Origin of the sequence: Streptococcus parasanguinis (assembly GCF_001073155.1) — a bacterium.
Taxonomy (GTDB): domain Bacteria; phylum Bacillota; class Bacilli; order Lactobacillales; family Streptococcaceae; genus Streptococcus; species Streptococcus parasanguinis_D.
In genome coordinates, this window is sequence record NZ_JVEE01000002.1 from 1 (window position 1) to 8,753 (window position 8,753).

Annotated in this window: 8 protein-coding genes; all 8 read left to right on the forward strand. The window is 32.1% G+C overall.

All coding sequences use genetic code 11. From position 1 onward, the window contains the following. The first annotated feature begins 119 nt into the window (after nucleotides 1-119). The 8 genes from ADH92_RS00015 (at nucleotide 120) to ADH92_RS00050 (ending at nucleotide 8,672) form a co-directional block, all read left to right on the forward strand. On the forward strand, nucleotides 120-1,697 hold the full coding sequence (locus ADH92_RS00015) for an ATP-binding cassette domain-containing protein (protein ID WP_049495664.1): 1,578 nt from the start codon (nucleotides 120-122) through the stop codon (nucleotides 1,695-1,697). Nucleotides 1,698-1,832: 135 nt separating this feature from the next. Further along, nucleotides 1,833-2,105 (forward strand): hypothetical protein, encoded by a 273-nt coding sequence (locus ADH92_RS00020; protein WP_201036814.1) that lies wholly within the window; start codon nucleotides 1,833-1,835, stop codon nucleotides 2,103-2,105. A gap of 607 nt (nucleotides 2,106-2,712) precedes the next feature. Beyond that, complete coding sequence (locus tag ADH92_RS00025; protein WP_049492934.1) at nucleotides 2,713-3,636, forward strand: hypothetical protein; 924 nt, start codon at nucleotides 2,713-2,715, stop codon at nucleotides 3,634-3,636. Nucleotides 3,637-3,926: 290 nt separating this feature from the next. Continuing rightward, nucleotides 3,927-5,858 carry a DnaB-like helicase C-terminal domain-containing protein gene (locus ADH92_RS00030; protein WP_049495668.1) on the forward strand — a complete coding sequence of 644 codons (1,932 nt, stop codon included), beginning with the start codon at nucleotides 3,927-3,929 and terminating at the stop codon, nucleotides 5,856-5,858. Nucleotides 5,859-5,954: 96 nt separating this feature from the next. Then, nucleotides 5,955-6,203, forward strand: coding sequence for a DUF3173 family protein (locus ADH92_RS00035; RefSeq protein ID WP_049495670.1), 249 nt, complete (start codon nucleotides 5,955-5,957; stop codon nucleotides 6,201-6,203). Beyond that, nucleotides 6,196-7,407 carry a tyrosine-type recombinase/integrase gene (locus ADH92_RS00040; RefSeq protein WP_049495673.1) on the forward strand — a complete coding sequence of 404 codons (1,212 nt, stop codon included), beginning with the start codon at nucleotides 6,196-6,198 and terminating at the stop codon, nucleotides 7,405-7,407. The genes ADH92_RS00035 and ADH92_RS00040 overlap by 8 nt, the downstream gene beginning before the upstream one ends. Nucleotides 7,408-7,621: 214 nt before the next feature. After that, entirely contained in the window at nucleotides 7,622-8,065 is a 444-nt protein-coding gene (locus tag ADH92_RS00045) for a hypothetical protein (protein ID WP_049495677.1), read from the forward strand. A 148-nt stretch (nucleotides 8,066-8,213) separates the two neighbouring features. Further along, nucleotides 8,214-8,672: a hypothetical protein gene (locus tag ADH92_RS00050; protein WP_049495679.1), complete on the forward strand. Its 459-nt coding sequence runs from the start codon at nucleotides 8,214-8,216 to the stop codon at nucleotides 8,670-8,672. Nucleotides 8,673-8,753: the final 81 nt, after the last annotated feature.

The following is an 8,753-nucleotide window of genomic DNA, read 5'->3' on the forward strand; positions in this document are numbered from 1 at the left end:
ATGATTTTGATCAAGATTATGACGTCTTCAAAAATCTTGTCTGCGACAAAATATTTTACAAAATTTTGAACTTGAGATTTTATCAAATAAGGTCAACTATGAATTGAAGGTGGAATGAGATGGAAACTATTTTTAAGCATATTTCAAAAACTAAATTATTTTTTTATCTATTATTTTCGCTACTGTATTCCTTACAAGGCTTACTTACTTCATTTCTCATACAGGTAGCAGGAAAAATTGATGTAAATGACAATCGAATGATTCTAACATTTGGATTAAGTGGAGTGTTATTATTTGCATTTATCTACGCTTGTATGTATGTCAATAATCTCCTAGCACGAGCAATCATTGAAGAATTTAATGTGCTCATTTCTAAAAAAGCTATTGAGAAGTTCTATCAAAGAACATTGCAATACAGTCCATCAGAATTAAATTCCTTTTTAGCACAAGATATTCTAATGTTTTGGCAAGAGTATCTGGTCCCGCTCATTATTTATCCTATCTTTGGTCTATCTATTCTAGCATCTGTGTCCTATCTTTTGATACAACATATCCAACTAGGTCTGATGTTTACAGTTGGGGGATTCTTAATGATCATACCCCAGTTTGTCTTTCATAAGATGTTGAAGAAACGAGGGGAGGAATTAAGTAAAGCTAGAGAAAACAGTATGGCTTCTATCACGGATTTTACAAAAGGAATAGATACTATTCGTAGTAATCAAGCTAGCCAGCAGTTTTCGGCTCATGTGTTGGATGCTATCAAAAACACTGAAAGGAAGCAATACCATTATTTCACAAGTCATAATTTAGTCATGTTTTGGACAGGACCTCTCAAAGGTATAGGGCTAGTTATCCCTCTGATGGTAGGCTTATTTTTGATGAGAACAACCTCTTTAACTCTGACGACATTACTGGCCATGATGACGGCCTCGATGAATCTTATTTCTCCATTACAACAATTGCTAGAAGGCACTTCTAGTCTACAATCATCCACAGCTATTAGAGATAAGGTAGTTTCTATTTTACAGTTAAGTGATGGATTTACTGACGTAGAGGAAAAAAACGTTGAAGGAAGAAAATTATGTATTGATATTGATCATTTAAGTAAATCATTTGGAGAAAAAAAGCTCTTTCAACAGTTATCTCTTAATATTCCTTTTGGAAAAAAGGTTTTACTGACGGGAGCAAGCGGTAGTGGAAAATCTACTCTGTTTAAACTTTTAAGCGACGAAGATACTGAATTTTCAGGAACTATTTCTTTTGAAAATGAGAATGGAATGTCTTTTGAGCCATCGTATGATTGTGTATCAGTCATTCATCAAAAGCCTTATATTTTTAACGGTAGTTTAAGAGATAATGTAACTCTCTTCCAAGATTTTTTAGACAGTAGTATAATAGATGTGTTACAGAAAGTTAATCTTCTTAAGGAAGTTGGCAATAATCTTGAACTACACCTTGATGGACAAAATCTATCAGGTGGTCAAATGATGAAATTGGAACTTGCCAGAGCTTTGCTTAGATTGAAGCCCATTCTACTTGTTGATGAGGTAACAGCTTCATTGGATGATACGAATGCCAAAGAGATTCGACAGCTTATTTACTCTCAAGATTGTACAATTATTGAAATTGCTCATAAATTCAATAAAGATAATTATGATGAGGTTATTAAGTTAGAAGATTATAGATTTCGTGATTAACACAGAGTTCAAATTGAAATACAATCCAATATATTGCATTTGATAATCAGTTGTATTGAAAATAAAATACAGATAGAATTCTGCAAGTGTCTGATACTATGCTATTTTAGACTAATTGAAAGCTACCTAATTTATATGAATTTAATAGCAAGTAACAGTGAATTTAAGATTCCATTTGCTATTGACTCTTTCGTAAAGAATGAAATTGATACAATATCACAAGAGAGAATGTTTAGAGCTATAGGTTCATATTTTTTGACATTAAAGACTCAGACTTTCTTTTCAGTAATCAGAGAAAATTTATATAGAATTGATGGAGATTATTGTAAGATTAGAGTTGAATCACCTCTTTTAAAAGAAGATAGATATGAAGAAATATCAAGAGAAATCATTGAATTTGGCGTTTAAGATGAAAGACTTTCTTAAATTTGTGGTATCTTATTGGTAGCTAAACAGTCAAATCGCACCATTTTGTTCAAAAATAACATAAAAAGAATGTTGATTTATCAGCATTCTTTTTCAGGTAAAATCAAATCTTGGAATTAGAAGAAAAATAGGCTTTGGATTGAAATAAATCATAAATAACTATACAAATTGTCTCTCCGTATAGGAATGATTTAGTGTTCTTCAGTTGAAACTATAATCCTAGGTATGAAATTAAAAAATTTTTTTAATTTGGTCATTAAAAATTTTTTCAAAAAAATTTTAATCCTATATGGAAGATCTTATAATGTGTATTAAAATCCTTAAAATATCACTATTTCCGCTATTTTAAAGGGCACTTTGTAAAGTGTCCTTTTTAAATTTTAGTAGAAAATTGAGCAATTTTTGGTAGAAAAAGCGACTTTTTTTGATTTTTCTTTTTTTTACTTTCATCAAAAAATGGCAGACTATTAGTATGGAAAGAAAAAAATTTATTGAGAGCAAGAGAGTTGTTAGCAAACAAGCCAAGCTAACAGCTCTTTTTTTGTGCCCTCAATAATCTTTTCAAATAAATAAAAAAAGAGGTTATATAATGCCTGTTGATAAAAACAAGAAAATCGAGAAGATTTTAAATACACCGACTTTGAATTTGCTACCTTCTGTTAATTTGAAAACAGATGACAAAGTAAGGGATCGAATCACTAATCGAACATCGATTCATTTAGGGCCTGGTACGATTCATATTGAAAATTTTGATGCTAACAAAGATTATTTCAAACTCCGAGTTTTGAAGATGTTAGATTTATTAATTTTGCTTGTAGGGAAGAAGAACCAATATAGACTAAGTGAAGAAGAGGCTGTTAATTGCTTGGTTGAATTTTCAATTAAACAGTATGCAGAACTGATGGGGAAAAATAATCTAAAAAGTACTTCAACGAAGAAAAATGTACGTCGTATCATTGAAGAGGCATTAAGTTTGCTAAACGATCTTTCTATTAGTACCGCAGAAAAGAGAAAATCGGAAATCAAAGAATTCAAAGATATGAAACTGATTGAGGAATTCAAATGCAAAAAAGGAGTTTATACAGTTCAATTGACTGAAAAATTCGTTAGATATTTAATTACTTCTTATGTGACAAATTTCCCTCTCAGACTTTTTAAAATTGATGAACGTAGTAAAAATGTTTATTCTATCGCAAAGAAACTAGTCTATCATCAAAGTCTCAATAATAATAGAAAGAAAAAAATTCATGAAGTCATATCAGTTGAAGCTCTGTTAAATGTATGTCCTAAAATTCCAGCAATAGAAGAAGTTAGATTGAAAAAAGGTGGTTGGCGTTCAAGAATTGAGGAGAGCTTAACTAATTCACTTGATAAACTAGCCGATGATAAAATCCTAGTTTGTTGGGAATACTGTAATCCAAATTGTGAACCTTTATCAAAAAAACAGATAAAGATGGATTCTTTTTTTGATTTTCAAAAATATAGGGTTCATTTTAAGGTTTCAGGGATTTAAATTCACTGATTTATTGATTTGCTTTGATTAAATCAGGATTTATGTATGGGGTATGTTGAATTAAAAATTGGGGTATTTTGAATTAGAATTTGGGGTATGTTGATTTTGTAAAAAATTTTTTCACCCTTGGTATAACTGATATTTTAGCATCTCTGATTTTCAATACTAATAATATTAATAAGCAGCATACGCCTTCAATTTTCGTATTGAAGGCAATGCTATAATTTTGCCAGTAAAGAAAAAAATCCGGATTTTATTTTTTTACTGGCAATGAAAAAAGGAGTACAAATATGTTTGAAGAAGAAAAATCTTATTTGAAAGTATACATTGACCAAATCTCTGAACCAAGTCGTAAAGGTGGTAAGGGAGCATATATTTGCCCTCTTTGCCACAGTGGTGAAGGAAGAAACAGAACTGGTGCTTTTCACATTTACGATGAAACGCAATGGAAATGTTTCTCTTGCGATAGAGGTGGAGATATCTTTGATCTTATCGGCTATGTAGAAGGACTTGATAAATTTAAGGATCAATTGAAGCGTGTCAGAGAGTTGTTTAATCTATCAACTGAATGTGATGGATTCAATTACCAGAAGAGTGAATATTTGAATTACAATGCTGTTTTTCCTTTAAAGGGAGAAGAGAAAAAAGATAATTATTCAAGTTTTTATAATGAGGCAATAAAGCATCTTTGTGAAACTGACTATTTTCTTAAACGAGGGTTGAGTTTTTCAACAGTCCAACGGTTTAAAGTTGGTTACGTAAAAAAATGGAAGCATCCCCATGTGACTAATCCTAATGTTCCTGAAACACCTCGGTTAATTATTCCTTTAAGTGAAAGTTGTTATTTTGCTCGTGATACAAGAGATATTGTACCCGAACCTCAATTGAACTATATGAAACAGAAAGTGGGAGGGAGCGATCTTTTTAATAAAAGCGAACTCTTCAAAAAATCTACGGATCCAATTTTTATTGTAGAAGGCGAAATAGATGCCATGAGCATCGTTGAAGTTGGTGGAAAGGCAGTAGGACTTGGTAGTATTGGAAATATAAATAAATTAATTAATCTTGTTTCTGATCTAAAAATTGATCGTACATTCATTCTCTCATTGGACCAAGACGAAAAGGGGAGAGAGGCTGAACTAAAATTAGCAGAGCAATTTAGAAGTAAGAAAATAAAATTTATTTCTTTCAAATTAACTATTGATGACGTAAAAGATCCTAACGAAATGTTAGTGAAAAATAAAGGAGTATTTAACAAAATGGTAGAAAATGCAATCAATCAAACCAAAAGTGAAAAAGAGCGGTATCTTGAAAATTCAACAGCTATTCATCTTCCGAAGTTTTTTAATGATATTAAGAATGGTTCTAATAATTCATGTATTAAAACAAATTTTGAAGGTTTAGATGACCTATTAGAAGGTGGTCTTTACGAAGGCTTATATTGTGTTGGTGCAATTTCCTCTCTTGGTAAGACAACATTTGTAACTCAGATTGCTGATCAAATTGCAGCACAGGGAACTGATGTTTTGATTTTTAGTATTGAAATGTCTAGATGGGAAATAATTAGTAAAAGTATTAGTCGTCACACAGTTATCGAATCTATTGCCTCTAATAGTGATGTCAGAAATGCAAAAACAACACGAGGAATTACTGAGGGGAGTAGATATTCAGGTTACAGCAACCCAGAGATTGATTTGATTAAAAAAGCTGGAGAAAATTACTCGCAATACTGCAAAAATATTTACATTGTAGAAGGTACTGGACCTATTGGTGTGAATTGTATTCGAAATACTGTAAAAGACCATATCAAATATACTGGAAAAGTACCCGTTGTTATTATTGATTATTTACAGATTCTATACCCAGTGAATGAACGATTTACTGAAAAACAAAACACAGACAGATCGGTAATAGAATTGAAAAGGATTAGTCGAGACTTTAAAACTCCATTAATCGTGATCTCTTCTTTCAATAGAGAAAACTACAAATCTATTGTCAGTATGCAGTCCTTCAAGGAGAGCGGTGCAATCGAGTATTCTAGCGATGTTTTGATTGGACTTCAACTTAAGGGGACTGGTCGAGATAGCTTTGACGTTAATGAAGCGAAATCAAGAAATCCTAGAGAAATTGAGTTAGTAGTTTTAAAAAATCGTAATGGAAGAACCGGCATTAAAATGGAATTTGACTATTATGCGATGTACAATTATTTTAAAGAAAAGTAGTTTATGGCTATTGGTTAATGATTTAATTTGTTGAACTATTCTAAGCCTTATCAAAAGATGGAAATCTCTGTAATTAAGAATTAGAAGGAAGAGATAATGCTAACAATAAATCATACAGAATTAATGAAATTAGGTTTTCCTGAACATACGGCACGGGATATTATAAGACAAGCAAAGTTAATTGCTGTTCGACAATTTGAAGAATCTAGAGCTTTATCGAATAATGTGGTAGAATTAAGTAAATCACCATTTGATAATTCTCGTCTTAATTTAGCTCCTACGTATATTGTAGAAGAATTACTCGGCTTTAAGTTGCTTTCTGAAAGAAAGGAACAAAATGAGTAAAAAATATAAATGCGTAAGTCGAAATAAGAAAGGAAAAATTTACTATGAGGTTGAATTCAGTGTAGATCCGTCTACGGGTGACCGAAAGAGGTTTAGGGTTAAATCTTATAAAGATCAATTTGGAATTGATTTTAAAACAGAAAAGCAAGCCTTTGACGAAGTCTGTAGGATAAGAACTGAATACAATGCTAAAATAGCTAGTGCCAGTGCAAATAGGCCACAATTAGATATTCCATTTTCAAAATTTATGGAAGATGTTTATTTGCCTTATTATAAGAAAACTGTTCAGCCCGTAACCTATCAAACTGCTTATCCTCAGTATAAGACTTTTATTGAAGTTTTTGCTGACAAAAAATTGTCTGAAATCAATGTTAGGGAATGTGAAGATTTTAGATTATCTTTAGTGGAAGACTACTCTCCAAACTACGCAAAAGGACTTTGGTGTAAACTGAAGAAGTGCTTAAATTATGCAGAACGCTTGGAATACATCGAAAATAATCCTTGTCGAAAGTTAGACAATCCTAAAGGAGAAAAACCGAAAACTGAATTTTGGACTGTAGAGGAACTTGATAAGGTATTAAAAACTTTTGATCAGACAGTTTATGAAGAGAGGCAGTTTTATACGGCTATCTGGCTTTATTTTATGACGGGGATGCGAGTCTCTGAGGGTCTTAGTTTAAAGTGGTCTGATATAGATCTTAAAAATAAGGTTATTCATATTCAGTCTACCCTCGAATATCAAGGGAATGGGAAATACGTTCGAAAAGAGCAGACAAAAACAAGGGCAGGAATGCGTTTCTTAGAAATAGATGACGAAACTGTTAAAGTGTTGCAAAATTGGAGAACTGTACAAGTGTATAATAGAGAAGATAATTTTGTATTAGCACGGTTTAACACTCCCATGAACAAATCTACCTTAAGTAGAATGTTAAAAAGGCATGCACTAGTGGCTAAGGTTCCGGTTATTACTGGGAAAGGTCTACGTCATAGTCATGATTCATTTATGATAAACGTTCTAAAAAAAGATGTTTTGTATGTCTCGGCTCGTTCAGGAAGAACGGACAAAGCTACAACACTAAACACCTATTCTCATTTCTATGATAGACAGATTGTTACTGGCGGTGCTGAAATAACAGAGGTGTTAGGAGAGCTCGGACTAACTGCAAGTCCCGCCACAATCCCGCCAAGTAAAGAAACCAAGTAAAAAATAGCTGTGTGAGAACAACTAAAGCAACGACGCTTCAGTTACTCTTAAATAATAGAGTTTCCAATAAAAATAAAAACCGAGGTTTAGGCCTCGGTTTTTTTGTGCATTCTTTCTTTCGTGACTTTTACAAGCCCTGTATCATCAAATATTTCATTGAGATACGACAAGATTGTTGCTATAATAAGGATATTCTATGAAATAAGGAGTAGGTATGAAAAATTTTAAACAGTTTCTTTTGGCTTTTATAGCAGTTTTTGCAGCAATCTTCCTTGTAGCTTGTGGGGCAAAAGGTGATAATGGGACTTATGTATTCGAACCCACAACAGAAGAAGTGAGGGAGATGCTACCAAGTCAACTTGCTTATATCATTACAGATGATTATAAATTTAGGGTTTCGATTATCATTAAGGATAAAGAAGGCGTTATGAAGGTTCAAATAAAATCAAATGTTCAAAATACCAATCAATCCTATGATTTTAAGGTTGACCAAAAACACAAAATATTTGTAATGAAGAATGACCACAGTGGGACAAAGATGACGTATAAAATTTCTAATCATATGCTAACCTTTATGGATGTGAAAGAATCAAACTCGAGTAGTTCTGATATTTTTGTAAACTATATAAAAATGGCTAAGTTTAAAAAAGTTAAATAATTTAGCGAAGGTAGTTACGGATCCTGCATTTTTATCGTTACATATTAGTTGATAAAAATATTACAAGAGTATTACATTTGTAATATTTCATTGCCGTGTGTCTGAATTGTTGATATAATAGGGTTAATCTAACTAAAAAGGAGAAGTTATGAAAAACTTTAAACGTATTCTTTTGGCTTTTGTAGCTGTTTTTGCAGCAGTTCTCTTGGTGGCTTGTGGTGCCAAAAGTGATAACGGGACTTATGTCTACAAACCATCAAAAACTGAACTTAAGAAACTTCTTGAGGAGCAAGGCATCTCTAGTAGTCAATTTGAGTCTATTGAAGACTCTGTTAAATTTGAAATTTCTATTAAGATCAAAGAATCAAAAGGAACTCTCAATGTCAAGGCTGAAGCCTTAGGTCAAAAGAATGAACAATCATATGATCTCAAAGTTAACCAAAAAGAAAAAACTTTCACCTCCAAAGAAGGTAGTGATGAAAAGATTAAATACAAGGTATCTGGAGATGTTTTAACATTTGATACATCAAATGTTAAGGACTCGGAAGATTCTTCAGTAGTAACAATGTTGAAAAACGCTAAATTCAAACGTACAAGTACAAAATAATTATTTAAAAGAGCAGGGAAATGAACTGCACCCCAAAAGTTAGACAGAAAAAATCTAACTTTTGGGGTGTTTTTATTATGA